Origin of the sequence: Nocardioides sp. N13(2025) (assembly GCF_051912545.1) — a bacterium.
Classification (GTDB): Bacteria; Actinomycetota; Actinomycetes; order Propionibacteriales; family Nocardioidaceae; genus Nocardioides.
This window is the reverse complement of sequence record NZ_CP196809.1, coordinates 3,483,235-3,508,398: the sequence shown is the minus strand read 5'-3', so window position 1 is coordinate 3,508,398 and position 25,164 is coordinate 3,483,235. Positions and strand designations below refer to the sequence as shown.

Here is a 25,164-nt window from a genome sequence, read left to right as displayed (position 1 = left end):
TACGAAGGTCGTCAGGAGACCGAGGAGCGGAAGCCCCGCAGGCGGAGGCTGTTGGTCACCACGAAGACGCTCGAGAAGGCCATCGCCGCCCCGGCGAGCATCGGGTTGAGCAACCCGGCCGCGGCGAGGGGGAGGGCGCCGACGTTGTAGGCGAAGGCCCAGAACAGGTTGCCCTTGATGGTGCCGAGCGTGCGGCGCGAGAGCCGGATCGCGTCGACCGCCACGAGCAGGTCGCCGCGCACGAGGGTCAGGTCGCTGGCCTCGATGGCGACGTCGGCGCCCGTGCCCATCGCCAGCCCGAGGTCGGCCTGGGCGAGCGCGGCGGCGTCGTTCACGCCGTCGCCGACCATCGCGACGACCTTGCCCGAGGCCTGCAGCCGCTGCACCTCGGCGACCTTGTCGGCCGGCAGTACGTCGGCCACGACCGTCTCGATGCCGACCTGAGCAGCGACGTGGCGGGCCGCCGCCTCGTTGTCACCGGTCAGCAGGACCGGGGTGAGCCCCAGGTCGCGCAGACCGGCGACGGCCTCCGCCGAGGTGGGCTTGATCGTGTCGCCGACCACGATGATCCCGCGCGCCCGACCGTCCCAGCCCACGGCGACGGGGGTGAGGCCCTCGCCCTGCGCCTTCTGCACCGCGGCCGCCAGCTCCGGCGTGAGGTGCTGCGACCAGTCGGCCAGCAGGCTGGGCCGGCCGACGACCACCGCGTGGCCATCGACGACCCCCTCGACGCCGAGCCCCTCGCGGTTGGCGAAGCCCTCGACCGATACCTGAGGACGTGGTGAACGGATGTCAGGGCCGATCCCGTTCATGACGTCCTCAGGTGTCGAGGCGGCGATGGCCCGGCCGATCGGGTGCTCGGAGGCGGACTCCAGGGCGGCGGCGAGGCGGCGTACGTCGTCCACCGACTCGCCGTCGGCGGCCACCACGTCGTGGACGGTCATCTCGCCGGTGGTCACCGTGCCGGTCTTGTCGAGCACGATCGTGTCGACGCGACGGGTCGACTCGAGCACCTCGGGGCCCTTGATCAGGATGCCGAGCTGCGCGCCGCGCCCGGTGCCGACCATGAGCGCGGTCGGCGTGGCCAGGCCCAGCGCGCAGGGGCACGCGATGATCAGGACCGCGACGGCCGCGGTGAAGGCGGCGGTCGCGCCACCGCCGGCGCCGAGCCAGAAGCCGAGCGTGGCGACCGCGAGGCCGATGACGATCGGCACGAAGATCCCGGAGATCCGGTCGGCCAGGCGCTGCACCTCGGCCTTGCCGTTCTGGGCGTCCTCGACGAGCCGCGCCATCTGGGCCAGCTGCGTGTCGGCGCCGACCCGGGTGGCGCGCACGACCAGTCGGCCGCCGGCGTTGACGGTCGCACCGACCACGGCGTCCCCGGGGCGGACCTCGACCGGCACCGACTCGCCGGTCAGCATGGACGCGTCCACCGCGGAGCTGCCCTCCACCACCGAACCGTCGGTCGCGACCTTCTCGCCGGGGCGTACGACGAACTCGTCGCCGACCGCGAGCTGGTCGATCGCGATGCGCGTCTCCCGCCCGTCGCGCAGGACGGCGACGTCGCGAGCCCCGAGCTCCATCAGGGCGCGGAGCGCGGCTCCGGCCTGTCGCTTCGAGCGGTGCTCGAGCCAGCGGCCGGCGAGGAGGAACGTCGTCACTCCGGCCGCGGCCTCGAGGTAGATGTTGCCCGCGCCGTCGGTGCGGTCGATCGAGATCCGGAACGGGTGGGTCATGCCCGGCTCCCCGGCGGTCCCGAGGAAGAGCGCCCACAGCGACCAGCCGAAGGCGGCGAGCACGCCGACCGACACCAGCGTGTCCATCGTGGTCGCCCCGTGGCGCAGGTTGGTCCACGCGGCGCGGTGGAACGGCCACGCACCCCACACCACGACCGGTGCGGCCAGCGCGAGGGAGGCCCACTGCCAGGAGGTGAACTGCCACGCCGGGACCATCGCCATCGCGACGACCGGGACGCTGAGCGCGGCGCTCACGAGCAGCCGCTGGAGGAGCGGGTCGCGCTCGGGGACGTCGTCGGCGACGTCCACGGACGGCGGCGCCGGCAGCGCGGCGGCGTACCCGGCGGCCTCGACGGTGCGGAGCAGGTCGTCGGTGGAGACGGTGCCGGGGTAGGAGACCCTGGCCTTCTCGGTGGCGTAGTTGACCGTCGCGGTCACGCCGTCGAGCTTGTTGAGCTTGCGCTCGATGCGGTTGGCGCACGACGCGCAGGTCATGCCGGTGATGGCGAGCTCGACGTCGCTGAGCTGGTCAGTGGTCATGGTCGCCTCCTCCGGCGTGCTCGTCGTCCGGCTCATCAGTGCTGCCGGGCGCGCCGCCGGACTCGACGGTGAACGCGGCGGTGTGCACCACGCCGCGGTGCTGGAAGTCCAGGAAGAGCCGGTACGTCCCGGGGGTGGGGAAGCCGGTCGCGAAGTCGATCCCGGGGCCGGGCGCGCCCTCCTCGGGGTGGACATGGAGGTAGCCGAGGTCCCCGGCCCGGATCGCGACCAGGTGGCCGAACGCGCCGAGGTAGGGCTCGAGGTCGGTCACGGGCCGGCCGTCGAGCTCGACGCGGGTGGTGAGCACGGTGCTCGCGCCGGGGGCGGTGTCGCCCTCCAGGGTGACGGCGTAGGTGCCCTCGGGTGTCTCGACGGTCGCGGACCGGTCGTCGGACGGCAGCGCCCGCGGCGAGAAGTCGCCGGCCACGGCCACGTCGTCGGCGAGGGTGATGCCGTCCCAGCTCTCGGGCGTGAAGTCGGCGATCACTCGCCAGACCCCGGCCGTGAGCCGGACGTCGACCGACCACGTGCCGGTCGCCCGGTCCAGGGTCGGGTGCACGTGCTGGAAACCGGTCAGGTCACGGCGTACGACGACGAGGTGCAGGTCCTTCTCGTGCTGGCGGGTGTAGTCGAGCAGCGGACGGCCGCTCGAGGTGAGGACCTGGAAGTCCAGCCGGGTCCGCCCGGCGGCCGGCGTGCGCTCCGCGAGCACGAGGGTGAACCCGTCGGCGCGGGCGGTCAGCCCGCTGGCGTCGGCCACCGCGCTGTCGTGGCCGCCGTGCGACTCCGTCGCGCTCCCCGCACCGCCGTGGGCTGTCGCGCCCTCGTGGGCGACGGTCTCGGTGTCGATCGGACCGACGACCCGGCCCCCGCCCCACGCCAGCGCGAAGGCGGCGGCGAGGGCGGCGACGAAGGCGGCCACGCGCAGCGGCGTACTCATCAGGTCGCCGCTCTCATGCCAGCGCGTATCCCGCCTCCTCGACGGCGGCGCGCACGGCGGACTCGTCGAGGGGCGCGGCGCTGGTGACGGTGACGGCTCCGGTCTCGACGACGACGTCGACGTCCTCGACGCCGGCGATCTCGGAGATCTCCTCGGTGACCGAGGCGGCGCAGTGGCCGCAGGTCATCCCGGTGACGGTGTAGGTCGCGGTGGTGATCTCGGTGGTCATGCTGTCTCCTGGTGTCGGTCGGGTCATGACTTCACGAGGCGGGCGATCGCCTCGGAGGCTTCCTTGAGCTTCAGCTCCTGCTCGGCCCCGCCCTGGCGGGCGGCGTCGACGAGGCAGTGGGCCATGTGGTCGTCGAGCATCGACAGGGCCAGGGCCTGGAGCGCCTTGGTGACCGCGGAGACCTGGGTGAGGATGTCGATGCAGTACTTCTCCTCCTCGACCATCCGCTGGATCCCGCGCACCTGCCCCTCGATCCGCCGCAGGCGCTTGAGGTGGGCCTGGACCGCTGCGTCGTTGCCCTCGAGGTGGCCGTGCTGCTCGCTCATGCGCAGACCATACCCCTAGGGGGTATTCAGATCAAGCGGCGCTTCCACCCTTGGGGGTGGACTTCGGGCCCGCGCCACGCTCCACCAGCCCGCGAAATGCCGGTGATCGGCACGGGTCTGCCTACAGTGGCGATGCGGCCTTGGGAGATGTCGCAGGACGTGCGAGGCGTACGTCCTCCCACACGTCTCAGACCGTCAGGACCCGCCATGATCATCCGTGTAGCCCTCCTGGGCGGCGACGAGCTCGTCAGGCGCGGCCTCGAGAGCATGCTCAGGACGTTGGGCGGCTTCGAGCTCGGCAGCATCAAGGACCGGGCCCGCGCCCCGATCGACATCGCGCTCGTCGAGACCTTCGGCGTGCCGCAGGGCGACACGACCCTCCAGCGGGCAGTCGCCGACCCCTACATCGCCAAGGTCGCCGTCTTCACCTGGAACCACCATCCCGGGCTGGTCGACGACATGCTCCGCGACGGCGTCTCCGGCTACCTCGGCAAGAACCTCACGGCCGCCCAGCTCGGGCGAGCGCTCCGCGCCATCCACCTCGGGGACCAGGTCGTGTCGCCGGCGCTGGCCCGTCGGCCGGTCGGCATCACGGAGCCGCCGCACGAGGTGGACAGCCTCACCGACCGTGAGCGCGAGACCCTGGCCAACATCGCCACCGGCCGCAGCAACGACCAGATCGCCGTGCAGATGGGCATCTCGCTCAACTCGGTGAAGTCCTACATCCGCAGCGCCTATCGCAAGATCGGCGTGCAGAGCCGCAGTCAGGCGGTGCTGTGGGCGGTGTCCAACGGCGTGCGCGTCGAGGCGCTCGAGCGGGTCTGACCTCCGCGCGTCCACTGGCCGCGGCTGATCAGCACGTCGCGCAGCACGTCGGGCCGGTCGGTGATGATGCCGTCGACGCCGGCGTCGAGCAGGGAGCGCATCGTGGCCGGGTCGTCGACCGTCCAGACGACCACCCGGACACCCAGCTCGTGGGCCCGGGCGATGACCCGTTCGGAGTGGACCGGCAGCCGGCCGAGGCGCAGCGGTACGTGGGCGAAGGCGCCGCCGGTGGGGGTGCTGGCACGCACGCCGAGCGGACGTACGCCGCCGCGGGAGCAGGCGATCAGCGTGGTCAGTGAGCGCCACCCGAGAGCCGTCGTGACGCCGGGGGCCTCGTCCTGCAGGCGTCGCAGCCAGCGGCTCCAGGCGCCGGCGACGCAGGTCCGCTCGGCCCAGCGCGGGTGGGTGCGCAGCAGCCGCGCCATCGGGGCGATCGCCGCCTCGTCCTTGAGGTCGATCGCGAAGCGCGCCTGCGGGAACGCCGCCATCGCCTCGGCCAGGGTCGGCACCTGGTCGGTACCCCCGACGCGCAGTCGGCGCAGGTCGGCGAGGTCGAGGTCGGCGACCCGGCCCGGGTGGCCGGTCACCCGGCGCAGCGTCGCGTCGTGGAAGCACACGACGTGCCCGTCGCGCGTGGTCTGCACGTCGGTCTCGAGGTAGCTCAGGCCCAGGGCCGTGGCCCGGCCGAACGCGGCCAGGGTGTTCTCGGGCGCGAGGCCCATGCCTCCGCGGTGCGCCATCGCCAGTGGTCCCGCGTCGTCGCCGTAACCGGTCACGTCCCCAGCATGGGTCCGCCTCGACCGGCCTGTCGCGCCCCGGAGGGTCTCTGGAGCGACTGTTCACCCAGGCTTCGCACTGGTGCACCGATATGGCCGCTCGGGCGCCGGCAGACCGCCGCTCGAGCGGCCATATGGCCGCTCGAGTCGCCCCCGGGCGGCGATCAGCTCCGGTAGCCGCCGAGCAGCTCGGCGAGGCGCAGGTGCGGCCGGGCCTCGTCGCGGCGGCCCTTGCGCTGGAGCGAGCGGCCGAGCAGGAGGTGGGCGTAGGGCTCGTTGGGGTCGTGCTCGAGGAGCTCGGTGGCGACCCGGATGGCCCCGTCGAGCTGGGCGGAGTGGAAGAACGAGCGCGCCAGCAGCAGGCGTACGTCGGTGAGCTCGTGGCGCACCTCGCCCGGGTCGTCGAGCAGCTCGGTCAGCAGGACGGCCGCCTCGCGGTAGGCCCGCTCGGCGAAGAGCTCCTGGGCGCGGAGCCAGCGGTTGAAGGGTGCGTCCTCGACGAGGCCGCGGCCGGAGCGCAGCAGGTCCTCGAAGGGCGTGAAGTCGGTCATCGTCGCTCCTCCCGGAAAGCTGTCGTCTCCCGAGCGTGCGCCCGGATGCCGGCCCAACGCCGGACGCCCCTCGGCGATTCCAGGACGAATGCGCGGAATACTGGGCCCCGAGGCCCTGTTGGAGATGGTACAAACTTCAACTAATACGGAGGCAGACCATGCAGTTCGGCATCTTCAGCGTCGGTGACGTCACGGCGGACCCGACCACCGGGCGTACGCCGTCCGAGGCCGAGCGCATCGCATCGATCACGCAGCTCGCGCTCAAGGCGGAGGAGGTCGGGCTCGACGTCTTCGCGACCGGGGAGCACCACAACCCGCCGTTCGTCGTGTCGTCCCCGACGACCCACCTCGGCTTCATCGCCGCCCAGACCGAGAAGCTCGTCCTGTCGACCAGCACGACGCTGATCACCACCAACGACCCGGTGAAGATCGCCGAGGACTACGCCTTCCTGCAGCACCTCTCCGGCGGTCGCGTCGACCTCATGATGGGCCGCGGCAACACCGGCCCCGTCTACCCGTGGTTCGGCAAGGACATCCGCGACGGCATCAAGCTCGCGGTCGAGAACTACCACCTGCTCCGCAAGCTCTGGCGCGAGCCGGTCGTCAACTGGCAGGGCCAGTTCCGCACGCCCCTGCAGGGCTACACCTCCACGCCCGCGCCGCTCGACGGCACGCCGCCCTTCGTGTGGCACGGCTCGATCCGCAGCACCGAGATCGCCGAGCAGGCGGCCTACTACGGCGACGGCTTCTTCCACAACCACATCTTCTGGAACAAGGAGCACACCGAGCAGATGGTGCAGCTCTACCGCCGTCGCTTCGAGCACTACGGGCACGGCGCCGCCGACCAGGCCTACGTCGGCCTGGGCGGGCAGGTCTTCATGGCGTCGACCGAGGCCGAGGCCAAGCGCGTCTTCCGGCCCTACTTCGACAACGCCCCGGTCTACGGCCACGGCCCGTCGCTGGAGGACTTCACCGAGATGACGCCGCTGACCGTCGGCACCCCCGAGCAGGTCATCGAGCGCACCCTGGGCTTCGCCGACTACGTCGGTGACTACCAGCGCCAGCTCTTCCTCATCGACCACGCCGGCCTGCCGACGTCGCTGGTGATGGAGCAGATGGAGATGCTCGGCACCGAGGTCGTGCCGGTGCTCCGCAAGGAGTTCGAGCGCCGCCGTCCCGCGCACGTGCCCAGCGACCCGCCCACCCACGCCTCGCTCGTCGCGGCCGGTCCTGACGCCCCGCACCACCTCGTGGAGCCCGCCCGGGCCCGCGTGGAGGAGCTCCAGGCCGCGGCTGCGCAGGTCCAGGCATGACGCGTCGCGTCGTCGTCGTCACCGCCGGCCTGACCGTCCCGTCGTCGACCCGGCTGCTCGCCGACCAGATCGCCGAGGCGACGTCCGCGCAGGTCACCGCGCGGGGCGAGTCGGTCGACGTGGAGTTCGTCGAGCTGCGCGAGGTCGCCGGTGAGCTGGCCACCTTCATGGTCACCGGCGGCATCCCGACGCCCCGGCTGACCGAGCTCCGCGAGCAGGTCGCCTCCGCCGACGGGCTGGTCGCGGTCACGCCGGTCTTCAACGCCAGCTTCAGCGGGCTGTTCAAGATGTTCTTCGACGCCCTCGACCCCGACTCGCTGACCGGTACGCCGGTGCTGATCGCCGCCACGGCCGGCAGTGCGCGGCACTCGCTGGTCCTCGACCACGCGATGCGCCCGCTCTTCGCCTACCTGCGCGCGGTCGTCGTACCCACGGGCGTGTTCGCGGCGACCGAGGACTTCGGCAGCCACGGGCTCGCGGACCGGATCACCCGGGCCGCGGCCGAGCTCGCGGCCGGCGTGCTGAGCCAGGGGGGCTACGCGGTCGGCGGGTTCGCCCCCGACCTCGCGGCCCGTCCGCGGCGTACGTCCGGCACGCAGGTCGAGGCCGACGTGACGCCCTTCGGCGACCTGCTGCGCGGGCACTCCGGCTCCGACTGAGGGCGTGGCCCGGGTCGCCCCCGGTCTGGGGACCACCCGTGCGGGGGGTAACTCGCGATCACCCTCGGGCGGGTGTGCTCGTGGGCATCGCCGCGTGGTTGCGTCAGGGGTTCGGCACAACCGAGTGCAGGAGGGAACCATGACTGACACAGTGTGGAGCTACCGCGACACCACGTGGAGCACGGACCGCGACCTCGTCGGCTACGACGTGGAGGCCACTGACGGCTCGATCGGCAAGATCGACGAGGCGAGCACCGACGCGTCCGCGAAGTGGCTGGTGGTCGACACCGGATTCTGGATCTTCGGCAAGAAGCGGCTCATCCCGGCCGGGACGGTCACCGGGATCGACCACGAGGACAGGCGCGTGATCGTCAACATGTCGAAGGACGCCATCAAGGCCGCGCCCGACTACGACAAGGCCGACTGGGACGACGACTCCCGCAGCCGTCACGCGGACTACTACACGCCCTACAGCGAGCGCTGAGCGGGCTCGCCAGCATCGACGCCCCGGCCGTGCGCGGCCGGGGCGTCGACGCGTCCCGGGGACCCCGACGGGTGAGCCGCCGACCGCGATCCCTCTCTAGCGTCGATCACCACGGGCACGATCCGCAGTCGACCTCGGGAGGGCGCACCCATGGCACGCAGCACGAAGAAGGCCAGCACGAAGGCCACCACGAAGCCCACCACGAAGGCCACCACGAAGCCCGGCAAGAGCGCCGCGAGCAAGGCCGGTGACGTGACCGGGACCGGTGGCGAGCTCCACCAGGCGCCGACACGGGGCCAGGTGATGACCACGGCCCAGGGCGTCCCGATGAGCGACGACCAGAACTCCCTGCGCGCCGGTGACCGGGGCCCGACGCTGCTCGAGGACCTCGCGATGCGGGAGAAGATCTTCCACTTCGACCACGAGCGGATCCCGGAGCGGGTCGTGCACGCCCGCGGCTACGGCGCCCACGGCTACCTCGAGTGCCTCGACCCGGTCACCGACCTCACGCGGGCCGCACCGTTCGCGCGCAAGGGCAAGCGCACCGAGGCCTTCGTCCGCTTCTCGACCGTCGCCGGCAACCTCGGCTCGTTCGACCTGGCCCGCGACGTGCGGGGCTTCGCGGTGAAGCTCTACACCGACGAGGGCAACTGGGACATCGTCGGCAACAACATCCCGGTCTTCTTCATCCAGGACGCGATGAAGTTCCCCGACCTGGTCCACGCGGTCAAGGAGGAGCAGGACCGCGGCTGGCCGCAGGCCCAGAGCGCCCACGACACCTTCTGGGACTTCATCTCCCTCATGCCGGAGTCGACCCACATGACGCTGTGGCAGATGTCCGACCGCGCGATCCCGCGGTCGTTCCGGTTCATGGAGGGCTTCGGCGTCCACACCTTCCGCTTCGTCAACGCCGACGGCGAGGCGACCTTCGTGAAGCTCCACTGGAAGCCGCGGCAGGGCATGCAGTCGGTGGTGTGGAACGAGGCGGTGAAGATCAACGGCGCCGACCCCGACTTCCACCGACGCGACCTCTACGCCGCCATCGAGGCGGGCGACTTCCCGCAGTGGGACCTCGGCGTGCAGGTCTTCGACGAGGCGTTCGCCGAGGAGTTCGAGTTCGACGTCCTCGACGCCACCAAGCTCATCCCGGAGGAGCAGGTGCCGGTCCGCACGATCGCACGGCTCACCCTGGACCGGGTCGTGAGCAACGTCTTCGCCGAGACCGAGCAGGTCGCCTTCTGCACGCAGAACATCGTGCCTGGCGTCGACTTCAGCGACGACCCGCTGCTCCAGGGCCGCAACTTCTCCTACCTCGACACCCAGCTGAAGCGGCTCGGCAGCACCAACTTCACCCAGATCCCGGTCAACGCGCCGCGGTGCCCGGTGGCGCACTTCCAGCGTGACGGGCAGATGCAGATGTCGCGCCAGGAGGGGCGGGCCAACTACGAGCCCAACTCGCTCGGCGCCGCGGAGCGCGGACCGCGCGCCGACGTCGAGCAGGGCTTCCGCAGCGTGCCGCGGGGGGTGGGTGGCGAGGTCCGACGGGTGCGCAGCGAGACGTTCGCCGACCACTACAGCCAGGCGCGCCAGTTCTGGATCAGCCAGACCGACGTCGAGCAGCAGCACATCGTGGCGGCGTACGGCTTCGAGCTGGGCAAGTGCGAGGAGCCGGCCATCCGTACCCGCATGCTCGCCAACCTGCGCAACGTCCACGAGGACCTCGCGCAGGGCGTCGCCGACGAGCTGGGCATGCCGCTGCCCGAGGCCAGCGAGGCGGCGCTGCCCACGCGGACGGACCTGCCGGCGTCCGACGCGCTGAGCATCCTGCGCAACGGCGCCGACTCGTTCGCCGGCCGCAAGCTCGGCGTGCTCGTCACGCCCGGCGCCGACGGCACGCTCGTGAAGGCGCTCGAGGACGCGTTCACGGAGGCGGGCGCCGTCGTCGAGTACGTCGCTCCTGCCGCCGGCCCGCTCAAGCTCAAGGGCGGGCGCAGGCTCACGCCCGACCACGCGGTGGTCGGCGCGCCCTCCGTGCTGTTCGACGCGGTGGCGGTGGTGACGTCCGCCGAGGGCGCCGCGGACCTGGCTGGGCGCAAGACCGCGCGGGACTTCGTCGACGACGCCTTCGCGCACCAGAAGTTCCTCGGCTGGGTGGCTGACGCAGAGGCCCTCCTCGACGCCGCCGGCGTCACGCCCGACGACGGGTGCCCCGAGCTGACGTCCGACTCGTTGTCCGACTTCGTCGGGCAGTGCGCCGCGCTGCGGCACTGGGAGCGGCCGGTCCGCAGCTGACTTCCGGACCCGTCCGCCCCCACTCCTGCAGGGGTGGCCGGCCACGACACCGCCCCACGGGTGGTGTTTCGAGCCGCGTGCGGTGCTTCCCTGCCTGTAGGACGTGTGCGTCCTACGGGGAGGGAAACATGAAGATGATCGGACACGACCGCGGATCCACCGACGACCCGACGCGGTCCACGGGACCATGATCCGCGCGGGACGGGCTCCACTCCCGGCGACCGGCCGGGTGCGCACCTCCGGCGAGGCCGCGAGACCGGACAGACCACTCCTTCCGCGCCCCCGGCGGGAGTCACTACGGTGGACGGACACCTCCGACGACAAGGAGCCCGCGATGACCGTCGTGCTCAACCCCTACCTCAGCTTCCCCGACGGCAAGGCACGCGAGGCGATGGAGTTCTACGCCTCCGTGCTCGGCGGCGAGCTCACCGTGATGACCTTCGGCGAGATGGGCACCGAGGGCCCGCTCGCGGACCAGGTCATGCACGGACAGCTCCAGACGCCGGGCGGCCTGACGCTGATGGGCGCCGATGCGCCGCCGGAGATGGTGCAGGTGACCTTCGGCGACAACGTCTCCGTCAGCCTCTCGGGGGGTCCGGACGACGCCGAGCAGCTGCGGGGGTGGTTCGCCGGGCTGTCCGAGGGCGGGCAGGTGAAGCAGCCGCTCGATGCGGCGCCGTGGGGCGACGAGTTCGGCATGTTCGTCGACCGCTTCGGCATCAGCTGGCTGGTCAACATCGCCGGCCAGGCGTCCTCCTGACCGCGCTCACGCCCAGGGGTCGGTGACCTGGCGGAGCATGGCCATCGTCTCCTCGAGCTGGCGCATCCGCGCCCGACCGACGTGCTCCTCCCACTCCGCGAGCGCACGCGCCACCTCGGCGTCGGCCGCGTCCCCGATCGCGCGGGCGTGGGCGGTGAGCCGGACCAGCTTCGCCCGTCCGTCGTGCGGGTCCGCGACCCGCTCCACGTAGCCCGCCTGCTCGAGCTGGTCGACGAGGAAGGCGGCCGACTGCTTGGTGACCCGCGCGCGTGCCGCCAGCGTCACCACCCGGGTCCCGTCGGGATCGATCTGGGCCATCAGCCGGGCCTGCGCCGGCGTCACGTCGCGCGCGCCGGCGGCCACCACGGCGTCGTACGCCCGCGCCTCCAGGGACCGGGCGGCGACGAACATCAGCACGCCGACGTGGGGCTGCTGGTCGGTCATTGACGTCTCCCCTGTCACGGGTCCATATTAGACAGACAAACTGACTAGTTGTGAGAGGTCGGCGACATGGACAGCGACACGATCTGGCGCCACGTCGACACCGAGCGCACCGCACTGGCCGACATCCTCGCCGGCCTTCCCGAGGACGCGTGGCGCACCCCGTCGCTCTGCGACGCATGGACGGTCCGCGACGTGGCGGCGCACCTCGCCCTCTCCCACATGGGGCTGCGCGACATGCTCGTCGCGGCGGTCAGGTCGGGCTTCCGCTACCAGGCGATCGTGCGCGACTCCGCCCTCCGCAGCCCCTTGGGCCACGAGCAGATCATCGACCGGCTGCGCGGCTTCGTCGGCTCCCGGCGGACCGTGCCGTTCGTGTCAGAGCAGGAGCCGCTGCTCGACGTCCTGGTCCACACCCAGGACATCTGCCTCCCGCTGGGCATCGAGCACCCGATGCCGCCCGACGCCGCGGTGGTCGCCCTCGAGCGGGTGCTGTGGTGGTCGCGGCGGATGCCGATCGGCCCGCGGCTGCGCGGCGTACGCCTCGTCGCCACCGACGTCGACTGGGCGGCGGGGGCAGGCCGTCCGGTGGTCGGCCCCGTGCAGTGGCTGCTCCTCGGGGCCGCCGGGCGGTCGGTCGCCCACGACCACCTCAGTGGCGAGGTCGGCGCCCTGCTCTGAGCGGCCTCAGGACTCCCAGGCCGGACCGTCGCCGCCGAACCGCTCGACCAGGCGCCGGCCGACGTGGCCGGCGTTGGCACGGCGGACGTCCTCGGGCAGGTCGGGGAGGTTCTCCTCCCAGTCGAGCAGGCAGGACCCGCGCAGCTGCAGCATCCGGGCCGGGCGGCCGAAGAAGAACGGGTGGGCGTGCGCGCCGCCGTCGCCGTAGCGACCGATGTGGCAGCGACCGACGCTCGGCAGCTCCTCGACCGCGGCCGTCACGGCGACCATCAGCCTGCCCATCTCGGCGGCCATGTCGTCGGGCATGTCGGCGATGTCGACGTGCTCGACCGGGCGCAAGATCAGGGAGACCGGGAGCTTCATGCCGAGGGCCACCACCAGCCAGCGCTCGTTGCTCCAGGCGACCTGTGCCGCGCGGTCGGCGGGCATGGGCGACTGGCAGAAGCAGTCGGCCGGGTCCTCGCCCTCGCGCGGCGGCTCGCTGTCGGCGAGGGGCTCGAGCGGCTTGATCCGCAGGCCGTCGAGCTCGAACGGGAAGATGTCCCACCCGGGCATCGCCTCGATCGCGACCGGCAGCCGCCCCTCGGCGTCGGTCGCGGCGGCGACCCTGGCGTGGAACTCTTCCGCGGTCTCGAGACTCATGGGCGTGAGTCAATCAGGTGCGTCGCGGGGGTGGCGGCATACGACATGCCGCCGGCCGTGGGTGGCGGCACACGACATGCGCAGCGCCGGATTCGTTGTCGTACGCCGCCAGGGTGGCGGGGGAGCTTGTCGTACGCCGCCAGGGTGGCGGGGTCACCAGGCGGCCGGTTGATAGTCCTTCAGGAAGCAGCCGTAGAGGTCCTCACCCTGCTCGCCGAGGACGATCGGGTCGTAGACGCGGGCGGCTCCGTCGACGAGGTCGAGCGGCGCGTGCCAGCCCTCGGCGGCGATCCGCAGCTTCTCGTGGTGCGGGCGCTCGTCGGTGATCCAGCCGGTGTCGACGGCGGTCATCAGGATCTTGTCGGACTCGAACAGCTCGCCCGACGACGTGCGGGTCATCATGTTGAGCGCGGCCTTCGCCATGTTGGTGTGCGGGTGACCGGCGCCCTTGTAGCGACGCCCGCCGAACTGCCCCTCCATCGCCGAGACGTTGACGATGTACGCACGCCGGGCCCCGTTCTGCACGGCCGCGCGCAGCGCGGGCCGCAGCCGGGCGTTGATCAGGAACGGTGCGATCGAGTTGCAGAACTGCACCTCGAGGAGCTCCAGCGGATCGACCTCGTCGAGCACCTGGGTCCACGAGTTGTTGTCCTGGATGTCGGGGATCAGGCCGCCGGCGTCGATCGCCGTGCCCGCCAGGTGCGCCTCCAGCGAGGCGCCGCCCGCCTTGAGGGCCAGGGCTGTCAGCGACGCGGCGTTGTGCACGGCGAGCGCGTGCTCGGCGGACTCGCCGTCGTGGTGGGCGACCGCCGTCGACGACAGGGCGCCCGCGATCGCAGCGGGGTGCGCCTCGGAGATCCGGTCGAAGGTGACCATCTCCGGTAGCGCCTCCACGCCCAGCGACTCGGCGGTCGGCAACGGGGCGGCCTCGCCGTCGATGAGGTGCGAGTACGCACCCGGCAGCCGGCGTACGGTCTGGCAGGCGTTGTTGACGATGATGTCGAGCGGCCCGTCGGCCGCGACGTCGTCGGTCAGGGAGATGACCTGCGTGGGGTCGCGCAGGTCGATCCCGACGACCTTGAGCCGGTGCAGCCAGTCGGCCGAGTCCTCCATCGCGGCGAACCGGCGGACGGCGTCCTTGGGGAAGCGGGTCGTGATCGTGGTGTGCGCGCCGTCGCGGAGCAGCCGCAGCGCGATGTACATCCCGATCTTGGCGCGGCCGCCCGTCAGCAGCGCGCGCTTGCCGGTGAGGTCGGTGCGCTGGTCGCGCTTGGCGTGGCTCATCGCCGCGCAGGTGGGGCACAGCCAGTGGTAGAACGCGTCGACGAGGGTGAAGTCCTGCTTGCAGATGTAGCAGCCGCGCGCGGTGATGAGCTCGCCGGCGAACGCGCCGGCGGTGTTCGACACGAGCGGGATGCCGGCCGTCTCGTCGTCGATGCGCATCGGCGAGCCGGTCGCCGTCCTCGCGATGATCGCCCGGTCGTGGGCCAGCTCCTCGGCGCGCTTCTTGAGCCGGCGCTCGGACTTGATCGACTTGTACATGTGCGACGCGGCCCGCTTCACGGTGATGTGGTCGGGGTGGTCGGCCGGCAGGTGGTGGAGGGTCTGCAGCACCCGCAGGGTCGTCGCCAGGTCGTCGGGGTCGATGCCGGGGTGCTGCTCACTCACCGGAGAAGCGTACGGGCTCGGTTGCGATCACCGGGTATCCGGTGATTCCCCGGGTTATCGACCGCTGCAACGGTCGACAACCTCAGCGATCACCGGGTACCCGGGGACTCCGTCACTGCCGCCACAACGGGCGGAAGGACCGGGCGAACCAGCCCAGCCCGGACCCGGCGGGCACCCGGCCGAGGGGCGCGCCGCCGTACGTCGCCCTGCGCGCCGTGCCGTAGCCCAGCCACGTCTCCGCCGGGCCCTGGCCGATGCCGGGCAGCGCCCACTCGCACACGCCGCGTGGGAAGGCGGCCTGCAGCCGCGCCCACTGCGCGTCGGTGAAGGGCACCGGCAGCCCGCCCGGCAGGAGGTAGGAGGACCGGTCCAGCGGCTTGAGCTGGCAGGCGAGGACGTCGTTGGCGGCGGGGCCCCCGGACTCCTGGCGCGGGGTGGAGAGGTTGGTGCGCGCGAGGTCGGCGCGGCACACCACACCGGGTACGCCGTCGGCGAGGCAGCGGTCGGTCAGCGAGGCGGGCTTGTCCTCGACGACCTTCATCGCCAACGGCACCTTCCGCCCGTCCTTCTCCACCTTCGCCAGCCAGCCGTCCATCGCGATGAACGCCTCGGTCGGCCAGCGCACGTCGCCGAGCAGCGGCGTCGGGCCGAACCACTCGACGCGGTTGTCGGTGTGGCCCTGCGAGCGCTGGAGTCGGAGGTGGCTCCACACCGCGTGCGCGTAGTCGTGCGCGATGCCGGGGTCGGGGCCGCCGTGGTTGATCATCGCGATCTCGCTGGTGTTGCTGAACTCGTTGAGCAGCCCGGTGCGGTAGGCGTTGGCGATCGAAGCAGGGTCGCCGGCGGTGCGCGCCGCGATCGGGTCGGCGTTGACGTCGAGGCCGCCGACCTTCTCGTTGAGGTCGACGAACTGCTCGGGCGTGATGCGTCCGCCCTTCAGCGCCTCGAGGCCGTACTGCACACCGGCGTTGCCGAAGGGCAGCCCGGAGAAGCCGTGACCGGCCGCCTTCTCCTGCGCGCTCCACACCGACGTGGGTCGCGGCCCGAGCTGGTTGTGCATCAGCGTGAGGATGTCGCAGCGCACGCCGCCCGGGTTGGTCTCGGAGTCGAAGCGGGTGGAGGTGTCGCCGGCGACCGGGTCCGCCACGCCGGGACACGGGTGCTCGGGGTCGATCGCGCTCTTGAAGAGTCCCTCGTCGGCGGTGACCGCGTTGACCGGCGTGAGGTGGCCCTCGACGTCGGCCACCTGCGTCGGCGACCAGAGCACACCTGGACCCCACGAGCTCGGGTCCTCGAAGTAGGCCCGCATCAGGTGGTAGTCGGCGAACTGCGAGCCGGGGCTCATCACGTCGGGGTAGGAGCAGGTGGTCACGAGCCCCTGGTAGATCCCGGGGTAGGCGTTGGCCACGGTGTGCTGGGCGACCGACCCGCCGCTGCACCCGGTGCCGATCGCGTAGCGGATGGTGCCGTAGCGCTCGACGATCCGTTCCTTGGCCATCATCAGCGACTCGGCGTTGTGGGCGACGTTGCAGTTGTGGCCGGTGTTGGCCAGCGCCGTCGACATCACCGCGAAGCCGCGCGCCAGCGCCTCGACGTACGAGTTCTCGAGGACGGGCACCGGGATCGCGTCGAGCGTGCCGGACGCGTCCTCGAGCGGCGGCTCGCCCGGCGCGTACGACGCCCCGCACCCGCCGCCATGGGTGATCAGCACCTTGTGGTTCCACTGCTCCTGCGGCTGCCACGCCTTCCACTTCTCGCCGGGCGTGAACAGGGTGAGGATCGCGTAGCGGTCGCGGTCCTGGTGGCCGTCCTCGCGGCGCACGATGAACGGCACCGTGCGCCCCTGGTCGGTGGTCGTGGTGTCGACGTCGGTCGCCGGGTGCGCCGGGTCGTAGGGCTTCAGCGCCGACTGCCCGGTCGGCTTGTAGAGGAAGGAGTACGACGCCGGCTCGTTGCAGAGCGCGTCGCGGGCGGTGTCCTGGCAGTCGTACGCCGCCGCGACCGGGCCGCTGAAGACGGGCCCGCCGTTGCGGTGGTTGGTGATCACGACCCGGTCGGACCTGGCCCCACCGGCTCGCGCCGTCAGCACGTTGCGGCCGGTGTCGAGGCCGCGCAGCAGCACGGTTGAGCGCGTGCGGAACTTCCTCGACACGTCGCGGCCGTCGAGGCTCACGCGCAGGGTGCCGGCCCGCCGGGGTGCGGTGATCCGCACCAGGACGTCACCGCCGGAGACCAGGTCGGCGCGGTTGGACAGCACCTGGATCCGGACCTTGCCCCGCTTCTCGGGGGCCGCCGCTCCCGGCGCGGAGCCGGCCACGAGCAGCGCCGCCAGCAGGGGGAGGACGGTCCCGAGGACGACGACCACGGCGGTCGGGCGGGTGGGACGGGCGGACCTGGGCTGCACGGCGTACCTCCAGAGGCGGACTCAGGAGGTCAACGACCGGGTGCACGGATGGTCACCCCGTTGCGGTTTCCCCGCCTATGCGGGGAAACCCAGACTTCTCGGGGCGTGCAAACCCCCAGGAGTTCGAGAGTCCCCGCGTATGCGGGGAAACTCGAGCCGCGTGGAGCAGGGTCAGGCCTCGCGCGCCGGGGAGCCGTTGATTCGCACCCGGTCCGCCCGCATGCCGTGCTCGACGCCCCAGAGCACGGCCTTGGAGCGGGAGTCGACCTCGATCTTGCGGTAGGCCGAGCGGATGTAGGACTTGATCGAGTTGAGCGAGAGCAGCGTGCGCTCGGCGATGTCCTGGTTGCTGAGGCCCATCGTGATGAGCGAGAGCACCTCGGCCTCCCGCGCGGTCAGCCCCTCCTCGCGGCCCGGCCAGTCGCCGCCGACGAGTGACGAGCGGCCCCGGGACGGGGAGACGACGACCTGTCCGGCCGAGATGGCGTGCAGGGCGTCGACCAGTCGCGCCGCCGGTAGGCTCTTGGAGAGGTAGCCGCGCACCCCGGCGTTGAGGGTGTCGCGGGTCAGCCAGGGCTGGAAGTTCCAGGTGTAGACGGCGACGGTGCGCACCTGCGGGCTGTCGACCAGGTTCTTCACGGCCGGGCCGTTGCCCTGCCCCATGCCGAAGGTGTCGTAGAGCGCGACGTCGACCGGCTGGCTGACCGGCCTTCCGGCCGCCAGCTCCACCACCTCGACCCGGTGGCTGTAGCTGCGCATCATCGCGTCGAGACCGCGGACGACGACCTCGTCGTCGTTGACCAGCGCGACTCGGATAACCATGCGCTCAAGGTACGACAGTTTATGTATCTTGAACCCCGGTTCGGTGAGAGATGGGGGAGACGTGCGGGAGAGCGCGGCCACGGTCGAGGACACCCGCACGGGTGGACTGGGCATCCGGTGCGAGGGTGTGGTGCACCTCTACAAGACCTTCGGCGGTCACGACGTGGTGGCGCTGCGCGGTGTCGACCTGACGATCCGCCCGGGCGAGCGGGTCGCGTTCCTGGGCCCCAGCGGCTCGGGCAAGTCGACCCTGCTGGCGTTGCTGGGCGGCATCCAGAAGCCCAGCGCCGGCAAGATCTATCTCGGCGACGAGGAGGTCTCCCGGATGGGCGAGCGCTACCTCGCCCGGATCCGCTCGCGCCAGGTCTCGACCATGCTCCAGGGCGCCACCCGCAACCTGCTGCCCTACGCGACGGCCCGGCAGAACATCGCCTTCGCCCGGCTGTCGCTGTCAGGCAGCGACCGCGACAGGGCGCTGGCCGACACCGAGCTGCTCGACCGCGTGGGGCTCGTCGACCAGGCCGACCAGGTGGTCTCCACGATGTCGGGCGGCCAGCGCCAGCGCCTGGCCCTCGCCTGCGCCGTCTCGACCGCCCCGCGACTGCTGCTGGCCGACGAGCCCACCAGCCAGCTCAGCCACGCCGACCGCGACCACGTGCTGCACCTGATCCACTCCCTCGGCGACGACTTCGGCACCACGATCGTGGTCGTCACGCACCAGCCCGAGGTGGCCGCCACCTTCCCGCGCACCGTGACCATGAAGGGCGGTCGCGTCGGCGCGGAGGGCCACGGCGGGTCGGAGTACGCCGTGGTGGGCGAGGACGGCGTCCTGCACCTGCCCGGCCACATCGCCGCCGAGTGGCCCCCCGGGACGCTGGTGCGGTTCGAGGACGACGACGAGGGCCGCATCATCGTGACCCGGGCGAGCAGCGAGGGAAGCCAGCAGTGAGCACCGGAGTGAGCACCGACCAGACCGCCGTGCAGACCGCGCTGCGGCTCGACTCGATCACCTACGTCAACGGCCGCACGCTGCTCGACGACGTCAGCGTCACCTTCCCCGCCGGCAAGGTCACCGCGCTCTCCGGCCCCAGCGGCTCGGGCAAGACCACCCTGCTCTCCATCGCCGGCGGCCTGCTTCAGGCGACGTCGGGCACCGCGGAGCTCGACGGCAAGGACATGTGGACCGGCAGCGGCGACCCGCTGCCCGAGGTCGCCTTCGTGCTCCAGGTCTACGGCCTCGTGCCGATCCTCTCTGCCCGCGAGAACGTCTCGATCGCGCTGCGTGCCCGCGGCGTCGCGCCCGCCGACGCCGACGAGGCGTCCGAGGCCGCCCTGGCCCGGTTCGGCATCGCCGACCTCGGTGAGCGCCAGGTCGAGGAGCTCTCCGGCGGCCAGATGCAGCGCGTCGCGTGCGCCCGCGGCTTCGTCGTCGGCGCCGACGTGCTGCTGGCAGACGAACCGACCTCGGAGCTCGACGAGGGCAACCGGGGCGTGGTGCTGACCGAGCTGCGCGAGGAGGCGGCCCGTGGCGCCGTCGTCGTCGTGGCCACCCACGACCCCGCCGTCGTCGAGGCCTGTGACCTCCACATCGCGCTGGACGAGGGCCGGGTCATTCGGTGAGTCGTGTCCTTCGCGGCGCCTGGAGCCGTCGGGGTGCCCTGACGACCCTGGTGCTGATGAGCGTGGTCGTGGTCGGCGGGGCCGTGACGGTCCTGCAGTTCGCCGAGGCCGCCGACACCTCGCGCTGGCTGACCGCACCCCTGCTCCTCCTGGGCGCGGTCGCCGTGCCCAGCATCGGTGCCGAGCTCGCGGTGGCCCGTCGGGAGGAGATCGGGCTCGCCCGGCTCCGCGGCATCCACGGCCTGCGCCTGTGGCGCTTCCTGCTCGTCGAGCCCCTGCTCGCGATCGTCCTCGGCACCCTGCTCGGCCTCCTCGTCGGAGCCCTGGGCACCGTCCTCGCCACGAGGGCCTGGCTCGACGACGCGGCGCCCGCGCTCGGGCAACCAGCGGTCGTCGCCGCCGCCGGCATCGCCGGCGCCGGTCTGGTGATCGTCGGCCTGTCCGCCGCGGCCGCCCTCCGCGAGCCGCTCGCGGTCCAGGTCTCGAGCCGGCGACGCCCTCGCCGGGCGACGACCGTGGCCGTCTTCCTGAGTGTGCTCGTCTTCGTCGGCGCCGGCGTCGCGGCCTACCGCAGCCGGGCGGCCGACGGTGAGCCCGACCTGGTCGTCCTCCTCGGCCCCGCCCTGGTGGGCCTGGCGCTCGGGCAGCTCGCGATCTGGGTGATCCGGATCGCGGCCCGCGCACTGACCCCCGTCACCGAGAAGCGCGGCCTGGGCGCCTTCCTCGCCGCACGCCGTCTCGCCCGTGCCGACGACCTCGTCACCCCCGTCCGCCTCGTCGTCGCCGCGGCCGTCGTCGGCGCGCTGGCGCTCAGCGGCGCCGTCAGCGTCAGCGGGTGGACCCGTGAGCAGGCCGCCGTCGAGGTGCCGGGCGCCCGCGCCATCGCCGCGACCGACCTCGGCGCGATGGGCGCCGTCGACCTCACTGAGCAGGTCGACCCCGAGGGCGAGCACCTCATCGCCACGGCGATCGTGCGCAACGAGGAGCGCCTGCCCGAGCGCCGGGCGTACGTCGACGCCGCCAGGTGGGACGCCGTCGTCGGTGGCTTCTACGACGACACCCCCGCCCGCGCGGCCTCCGACGCGGTCGACCGGCTCGACACCGGCGTCGTGCCCCTGCAGGCGACCGGCGAGCGGTTCGACGTCACCTTGTCGGGCCTCGACGTGCCGGGCGTCCGCACCATCCGCCTGCCCAACGGGGAGGTGTTCCGCAGCGGGGGCGGCGGCGCCGAGGTGACGCTGCGCTACGTCACGTCCCGCAACGCCTCCGGCTCCGTGGCGGTGCAGCTCGACGTCCCGCGTGACGGCACCCCGGTGTCGGGTCGCGCCCGCGTCCGCGACTGTGCCCAGGGCTGCGCCGTCACCGGGCTCGAGTTCGGCCGCAACAGCGAGGGCGTGATCGACGACAGCCAGTTCGTCGCCCTGGCCGAGCGCATCACCCTCGGCGACACCGACCTGCTCGAACGGACCTGGGTGCCGGACGCCTCGTCGGTGGAGTCGGTGGTCAACAACAACTTCATCCGCGGGTGGGAGCCGCCGGCGACCTTCGTGGTCAACCGGGTCGACGGCCTCCAGGTGGCGATGCTGCCGCAGGCCACGCTCCAGGTGGACCTCGACCGGGGCGGCGACGCCGTCCCGGTTCTGGCCGCCGACCAGGAGGCGCCGCAGGCGCTCGACCTCGGCGGCGACGACCGCACGACCGACGTGATCGGGGTGGCGACCGCGATGCCGCTGGTGGGCTCCTCGGGCCTGCTCTCCGACATCCGCACCTCCGCCGCCGGCTCCGGCCCGACCGTGCCGTCGGCCGAGGTGCAGATCGTGGCCGACGACGGCACCCCGCAGGCGATGCTGGACCAGGTCGCCGAGGCGACCGGGACCTCCTGGCGCACCTCGGCGACCGTGCGCGAGGCGCTCGGGGAGCGCTACGGCGGCGCCCAGTCCGTGGCGTACGCCCTCACCGCCCTCGCGTGCGCCCTCGTCGCGCTGCTCGCGCTCGGGGCCGGCGTCGCCCGGCACCTGCGTGACTACCGCCGCGACGTGGCGTCGCTGCGCGTGCTCGGCATCTCCGTCGGCACCGCCCGCAGGGCCGGCCGCGCCGAGCTGGTCAGCCTGACCGTGCTCGTGCTGGCGATCGTGGTCGTCGGCGGGTGGCTCGCCGTGACGCTGCTGCTCGACGGCCTCCCGTTGCTCTCGCTGCCCGTCGCCGGGAGCCCGCTCGACACCGCTCCGCACGCGTGGCCCCTCGCGATCCCTGCCGTGCTGGCCGCTGCCGCCGTCGTGCTGGTGGGCGGGCGCGCCCGCGCCGTGCGCGCGGCCACCACCCGACCCAGCCTGCTGCGTGAGGAAGAAGGACGATGATCCAGCTGCTGGGCGCGATCGTGCGTGGACTGCGGGCGCGAGCCCTGCTCTCCGCGGGATCGGTGCTGCTGACCGCGCTCGCGATCGGCTCCGCCGTGCTCGGCCCCGTCTTCTCCGAGGCCGTCACCAACTCCTACGTCGTGACCCGCCTCGACGAGACGGCGCCCGGCCTCACCGGCCTGAGCCGCGTCTTCACCCCCGACGAGGGCTCGTCGCTCGACCAGGCCGAGCAGCACGCCCGCGCGGCCTCCGACTCGCTGACCCGAGGGTCGTGGGAGGAGCCCGTGCTGACGGTGCAGTCCGAGCCCTTCAGCGCGCTGCGCGGCGTCGCCGAGCTCTGGGCGCGCGACGGCGCGTGCGAGAGCCTCGAGGTCGAGGGTCGTTGCCCCGAGAAGCGCGGCGAGGTGCTGATGCTCGCCGCCGACCTGGAGAAGACCGGCGCCGAGATCGGCAAGCCGCTGCCCCTGGCGATCTACGAGCCGGGCGGCGTCAAGGCGCTCGGGCTCCCGCGACCGGGGATCGACGAGGTCGTGGTCGTGGGCAGCTACACCACCCCGGAGACCGGGGAGGACTGGCTGATCCCGCGGCGGCTCACCAGCCAGAACGAGCAGACGACCATCAACGGGGGCTACACGCCGTACAGCCCGGCACCCCTCATCACCACCCCCGAGACCGTGGTGGCCGCGGGCGGCTGGACGATCGGGGTCGACACGCACCTCGACGTCCGCGCCGACATCACGCCGGGCGAGCTCGACGTGGCAGCCGACTCCGCGGCGGCGCTCCCGTCCGAGACGACCCTCGAGGTCGAGGGCGGCACGCTGCGCGACAACGGCACCAACTCCCTCGCCGACGTGGTCGAGGAGGTGCGCTTCCAGCAGTCCACGGCGCGCAGCTCCATCGCGCCGGCCGTGCTGTCGCTGGTCCTCGTGGCCCTCGCCCTGCTGATGCGCCTGCTCAACGCGGCCAGTGAGCTCCGCGTCCCGGAGCTGGCCCTGGCCTCGCTGCGCGGCGTGACCGCGCGCCGGCTCTGGGGCCTCGGCCTGGCCGAGCCGGTGGTGATCCTCCTGATCGCCACCCCGCTGGGCGTCGTCTTCGGGCTGGGCCTGTCCTACGCGCTCGTGCGCGGCTGGCTGGTGCCCGGGCTGCCGCTGCCGCTGCCGCTGACCAGCTGGGTCGCGGCCGCCCTCGTCCTGGTCGCCGCCTTCGCGGTGGCGTGCGTCGCGGTCGGGCTGGTGGTCCGCGAGTCGCTGGCTTCCCAGCTCAGCGGCGTACGACGTCCGGTGGCTGCGCGCCGCTGGTCGGTCATCGCCCAGCTCACCCTCGTCGCCCTCGCAGTGGCGGTGCTGGCCAGCAAGCTCTCCGCGAGCGGACCCGGGGAGCCGGACGCCACCGACCTGGTCCTGCCGGTGCTGCTCGCCGTGGTCGCCGGCCTGGCCGCCACCCGCCTCACCGCGACGCTCGCCACCTGGTGGACGCGTCGCTCGCGGGGACGCTCGCTGAGCGGCTTCGTCTCCTCGCGGGCGATCTCGCGCCGGCAGGAGGGCACGCTCGTGATCCTCCCGATCACGGCCGCGATCGCGGTCGCGGTCTTCGGCGCCGGCGTCTACGACTCCGCCGCGACGTGGCGCACCAGCGTCGCCGCGACCGCCTCGCCCGCCCACACCACCTGGTCGACCACGCTCACCTTCGCGGAGGCGCTCGACCTCACCCGCACGATCGACCCGGAGGGCGAGTGGGTGATGGCGGCGGCCAGCGCCACCAACCCCGGGGCCAACTTCTCGGTCGTCGACAGCAGCCGCCTGGCGCGCGTCGCGACGTGGCCCGAGACCTGGAGCCCGGGCCGCACCGTCGAGCAGGTCGTCGACGAGATCTCGCCGGGCGGCGTGGTGCCCACGGTGCAGGGCACACGCCTCAGCCTCACGATCGACAACCAGGCCGACATGGATCGCGACCTGGCGGTGGAGGTGCGCTTCGGCTCGCGCGGCGGTGCCCCGCTGAAGGCCTACGTCGGCCCCTTCCCGGCGGGTGAGTCCACCCGCTCGACCCGTGTCCCGTTCTGCCGTGACGGCTGTCCGCTCGAGGGCATGACCCTCGCCGGTGGCGCCGGCACCAACACCCGGATGTCCGGCTCGCTCCGCCTGCGCGACATCGAGGTCGACGGCACGCCGCTCCCGGGCGGGATCAGCGGTGCCGGCTGGACGCCGACCCCCGACCCCGCGGTGCGGACCTCCATCACCGACATGCAGGTGTCCGGGGGCGAGCTCGACATGAGCGTCGACACCGGTGAGTCGGTCGGCATGGCCCGCATCACCGCCGGCGGCATCGTGCGCGACCGCCCGGCGCTCGCCGGCCCGAAGGTCCAGGACCGGGCCCTCGCCAAGCTCGACGAGGGCTACGGCCTGATCCCGGTCGGACCGGTCGGCGAGATCGAGGGCATGCCGTTCACCGGACCCTCGGGCCTGCTCGTCGACTACTCCTCCTTCATCACCGACCACCCGGTCTACGACAACCTCATGACCGTGCACGTGCTCGCCCGCGAGGGCACCCCCGCCTCGATCACCGATGCCCTCTCCGAGGCCGGGCTCAGCGTCGGGACCACCCTCGCGCAGGAGCGGCACGTCCTCGACCAGAGCGCGTACGCCCTCGCGCTGCGGCTCTACGGCGTCGTCGCGGCGCTGGTGCTGCTGATGGCGCTGGCGGGCCTCTTCGTCAGCGCGGCCGTGCAGCTGCCGGCGCGGCGTCGTGACGCCGCGGCCCTGCGCGTGGTCGGCGTACCCCGCTCGTCGGTGATGGTGGCCGTCGTGCGCGAGCTCGCGGTCGTGCTCGGCAGCGCCGCGCTGGCGGGCATCCTTGCCGGGTCGCTCGCGCAGTGGGTGGTGCTGCGCACCATCACCCTCGGCTATGCCGACGACCCGACGACGCCCGCGCTGGTCGCGGCGATCTCGCCCCTCCGGCTGGTGGTGCTGGCGCTGCTGGCGGCCGCGGTGTTCGGGGTGGTCGCCCTGGTCAGCGCGTCGATGACGGTGCGCGGCGCGCGCGGCTCCACGCTGCGCGAGTCCGCCCGCTGACGCGGCCCGCTGACCGGCCCTCTGACCGGG

The 25,164-nt window shown here is 72.6% G+C and carries 22 protein-coding genes; 11 read left to right on the top strand and 11 right to left on the bottom strand.

What is annotated here, in order from left to right; genetic code table 11:
* Positions 1-11 precede the first annotated feature (11 nt).
* From ACS3YM_RS16960 to ACS3YM_RS16945, 4 genes are read right to left on the bottom strand one after another with little or no spacing between them, the layout of a single operon-like run.
* Positions 12-2,276, bottom strand: coding sequence for a heavy metal translocating P-type ATPase (locus ACS3YM_RS16960; RefSeq protein WP_439937610.1), 2,265 nt, complete (start codon positions 2,274-2,276; stop codon positions 12-14).
* On the bottom strand, positions 2,266-3,216 hold the full coding sequence (locus ACS3YM_RS16955; RefSeq protein WP_439937609.1) for a hypothetical protein: 951 nt from the start codon (positions 3,214-3,216) through the stop codon (positions 2,266-2,268). The genes ACS3YM_RS16960 and ACS3YM_RS16955 overlap by 11 nt, the downstream gene beginning before the upstream one ends.
* Before the next feature lie 13 nt (positions 3,217-3,229).
* Positions 3,230-3,445, bottom strand: coding sequence for a heavy-metal-associated domain-containing protein (locus ACS3YM_RS16950; RefSeq protein ID WP_439937608.1), 216 nt, complete (start codon positions 3,443-3,445; stop codon positions 3,230-3,232).
* A gap of 23 nt (positions 3,446-3,468) precedes the next feature.
* Positions 3,469-3,771 (bottom strand): metal-sensitive transcriptional regulator, encoded by a 303-nt coding sequence (locus ACS3YM_RS16945; RefSeq protein ID WP_439937607.1) that lies wholly within the window; start codon positions 3,769-3,771, stop codon positions 3,469-3,471.
* Positions 3,772-3,978: 207 nt separating this feature from the next.
* Here ACS3YM_RS16945 and ACS3YM_RS16940 point away from each other — a divergent pair, with 207 nt between their 5' ends.
* A complete protein-coding gene (locus ACS3YM_RS16940) occupies positions 3,979-4,596 on the top strand; it encodes a LuxR C-terminal-related transcriptional regulator (protein ID WP_439937606.1) in 618 nt (205 codons plus the stop codon).
* On the opposite strand, the gene ACS3YM_RS16935 is transcribed toward ACS3YM_RS16940, so the two are convergent.
* A complete protein-coding gene (locus ACS3YM_RS16935; protein ID WP_439937605.1) occupies positions 4,536-5,372 on the bottom strand; it encodes a glycerophosphodiester phosphodiesterase family protein in 837 nt (278 codons plus the stop codon). The genes ACS3YM_RS16940 and ACS3YM_RS16935 overlap by 61 nt on opposite strands.
* Before the next feature lie 164 nt (positions 5,373-5,536).
* Positions 5,537-5,923 carry a tetratricopeptide repeat protein gene (locus ACS3YM_RS16930; RefSeq protein ID WP_439937604.1) on the bottom strand — a complete coding sequence of 129 codons (387 nt, stop codon included), beginning with the start codon at positions 5,921-5,923 and terminating at the stop codon, positions 5,537-5,539.
* Positions 5,924-6,081: 158 nt separating this feature from the next.
* Between ACS3YM_RS16930 and ACS3YM_RS16925 the strand changes: the two genes are divergently transcribed.
* The 5 genes from ACS3YM_RS16925 to ACS3YM_RS16905 all read left to right on the top strand — a co-directional run bounded on the left by ACS3YM_RS16925 (position 6,082) and on the right by ACS3YM_RS16905 (position 11,431).
* Positions 6,082-7,236, top strand: a complete 1,155-nt coding sequence (locus ACS3YM_RS16925) for an LLM class flavin-dependent oxidoreductase (RefSeq protein ID WP_439937603.1) — start codon at positions 6,082-6,084, stop codon at positions 7,234-7,236.
* Complete coding sequence (locus ACS3YM_RS16920) at positions 7,233-7,895, top strand: FMN reductase (RefSeq protein WP_439937602.1); 663 nt, start codon at positions 7,233-7,235, stop codon at positions 7,893-7,895. Before ACS3YM_RS16925 ends, ACS3YM_RS16920 begins: the two co-directional genes overlap by 4 nt.
* 139 nt (positions 7,896-8,034) lie before the next feature.
* Positions 8,035-8,379 carry a PRC-barrel domain-containing protein gene (locus ACS3YM_RS16915; protein ID WP_439937601.1) on the top strand — a complete coding sequence of 115 codons (345 nt, stop codon included), beginning with the start codon at positions 8,035-8,037 and terminating at the stop codon, positions 8,377-8,379.
* A gap of 150 nt (positions 8,380-8,529) precedes the next feature.
* Positions 8,530-10,671, top strand: a complete 2,142-nt coding sequence (locus ACS3YM_RS16910; protein ID WP_439937600.1) for a catalase — start codon at positions 8,530-8,532, stop codon at positions 10,669-10,671.
* A gap of 334 nt (positions 10,672-11,005) precedes the next feature.
* Positions 11,006-11,431 carry a VOC family protein gene (locus ACS3YM_RS16905; RefSeq protein WP_439937599.1) on the top strand — a complete coding sequence of 142 codons (426 nt, stop codon included), beginning with the start codon at positions 11,006-11,008 and terminating at the stop codon, positions 11,429-11,431.
* A 6-nt stretch (positions 11,432-11,437) separates the two neighbouring features.
* On the opposite strand, the gene ACS3YM_RS16900 is transcribed toward ACS3YM_RS16905, so the two are convergent.
* Positions 11,438-11,875: a MarR family winged helix-turn-helix transcriptional regulator gene (locus ACS3YM_RS16900; protein ID WP_439937598.1), complete on the bottom strand. Its 438-nt coding sequence runs from the start codon at positions 11,873-11,875 to the stop codon at positions 11,438-11,440.
* A gap of 66 nt (positions 11,876-11,941) precedes the next feature.
* Between ACS3YM_RS16900 and ACS3YM_RS16895 the strand changes: the two genes are divergently transcribed.
* Positions 11,942-12,553 (top strand): maleylpyruvate isomerase family mycothiol-dependent enzyme, encoded by a 612-nt coding sequence (locus ACS3YM_RS16895; protein ID WP_439937597.1) that lies wholly within the window; start codon positions 11,942-11,944, stop codon positions 12,551-12,553.
* Between the two features lie 6 nt (positions 12,554-12,559).
* Here ACS3YM_RS16895 and ACS3YM_RS16890 read toward each other — a convergent pair whose 3' ends face one another.
* The 4 genes from ACS3YM_RS16890 to ACS3YM_RS16875 all read right to left on the bottom strand — a co-directional run bounded on the left by ACS3YM_RS16890 (position 12,560) and on the right by ACS3YM_RS16875 (position 18,089).
* Complete coding sequence (locus ACS3YM_RS16890; RefSeq protein ID WP_439937596.1) at positions 12,560-13,195, bottom strand: hypothetical protein; 636 nt, start codon at positions 13,193-13,195, stop codon at positions 12,560-12,562.
* 153 nt (positions 13,196-13,348) lie between these two features.
* A complete protein-coding gene (locus ACS3YM_RS16885) occupies positions 13,349-14,863 on the bottom strand; it encodes an SDR family NAD(P)-dependent oxidoreductase (RefSeq protein ID WP_439937595.1) in 1,515 nt (504 codons plus the stop codon).
* Between the two features lie 112 nt (positions 14,864-14,975).
* Entirely contained in the window at positions 14,976-17,267 is a 2,292-nt protein-coding gene (locus tag ACS3YM_RS16880; protein ID WP_439937594.1) for a DUF6351 family protein, read from the bottom strand.
* A gap of 171 nt (positions 17,268-17,438) precedes the next feature.
* Positions 17,439-18,089: a response regulator transcription factor gene (locus ACS3YM_RS16875; RefSeq protein ID WP_439937593.1), complete on the bottom strand. Its 651-nt coding sequence runs from the start codon at positions 18,087-18,089 to the stop codon at positions 17,439-17,441.
* A 61-nt stretch (positions 18,090-18,150) separates the two neighbouring features.
* On the opposite strand from ACS3YM_RS16875, the gene ACS3YM_RS16870 reads away from it, so the two are divergent.
* The 4 genes from ACS3YM_RS16870 to ACS3YM_RS16855 are packed head-to-tail and all read left to right on the top strand — an operon-like array spanning position 18,151 to position 25,134.
* Positions 18,151-19,038: an ABC transporter ATP-binding protein gene (locus ACS3YM_RS16870; protein ID WP_439937592.1), complete on the top strand. Its 888-nt coding sequence runs from the start codon at positions 18,151-18,153 to the stop codon at positions 19,036-19,038.
* A complete protein-coding gene (locus ACS3YM_RS16865; RefSeq protein ID WP_439937591.1) occupies positions 19,035-19,709 on the top strand; it encodes an ABC transporter ATP-binding protein in 675 nt (224 codons plus the stop codon). The genes ACS3YM_RS16870 and ACS3YM_RS16865 overlap by 4 nt, the downstream gene beginning before the upstream one ends.
* A complete protein-coding gene (locus ACS3YM_RS16860) occupies positions 19,706-22,066 on the top strand; it encodes an FtsX-like permease family protein (protein WP_439937590.1) in 2,361 nt (786 codons plus the stop codon). The genes ACS3YM_RS16865 and ACS3YM_RS16860 overlap by 4 nt, the downstream gene beginning before the upstream one ends.
* The gene (locus ACS3YM_RS16855) at positions 22,063-25,134 is read left to right on the top strand and encodes an FtsX-like permease family protein (RefSeq protein ID WP_439937589.1); all 3,072 of its coding nucleotides are present in this window, start codon (positions 22,063-22,065) and stop codon (positions 25,132-25,134) included. Before ACS3YM_RS16860 ends, ACS3YM_RS16855 begins: the two co-directional genes overlap by 4 nt.
* Positions 25,135-25,164 lie beyond the last annotated feature (30 nt).